Origin of the sequence: Pseudomonas sp. MF7453, assembly GCF_016405455.1 — a bacterium.
Taxonomy (GTDB): Bacteria; Pseudomonadota; Gammaproteobacteria; order Pseudomonadales; family Pseudomonadaceae; genus Aquipseudomonas; species Aquipseudomonas paralactis.
Map to the genome: position 1 here is coordinate 1 of NZ_JAEKCN010000055.1, position 504 is coordinate 504.

At 61.9% G+C, this 504-nt stretch carries 1 protein-coding gene; it reads right to left on the minus strand.

What is annotated here, in order from left to right:
* Nucleotides 1-504 (minus strand): RHS repeat domain-containing protein (locus JFT63_RS29390; protein WP_442963725.1); only part of this gene is annotated, 504 nt, incomplete at both ends.

Sequence of the window (504 nt, forward strand, 5' to 3'; positions counted from 1 at the left end):
GCTGGCCCTTGCCGCGCCGTTCGCGGATGAGGTTGCCGAAGGCGTCGTAGTCGTAATGGCGGTCGCCCTGGATCATCAGGCGGTTGCCGGCGACGATGTCCGGGCCGGGGCGGTCTTGCATCAGCAGATTGCCCGCCGGGTCGTGGGCGAAGCGTTCCTGCACGTCCTGGGAATGATCGGCGCGGGTCAGACGATTCAGTGGGTCGTAGCGGTAAAGGTGTTCGCCTTTGCGGGTGTCGAGCAGACGGTTGAGGGTGCCGCTTTTGTCGTAGTCGTATTGGCGTTGGTAGAGGTAGTTTTGCTGCTGCGTAACGGCATGGGCGTGCAGGCGGTTCTGGTCGTCGTAGTGATAGTGGCTGAACAGTTGACCTTGTTGACGTTGGTGTTCGCGGCCGCTCTTGAATAGGTGTGAGGTGAGCACTTCGCCGTTGAGTTCGACGGTAGCGAGGTGGCCGCCCTTGTCGTGGTTGAAGGTGAGGCGGTTGTTGTCCGGCAGGCGCAGGT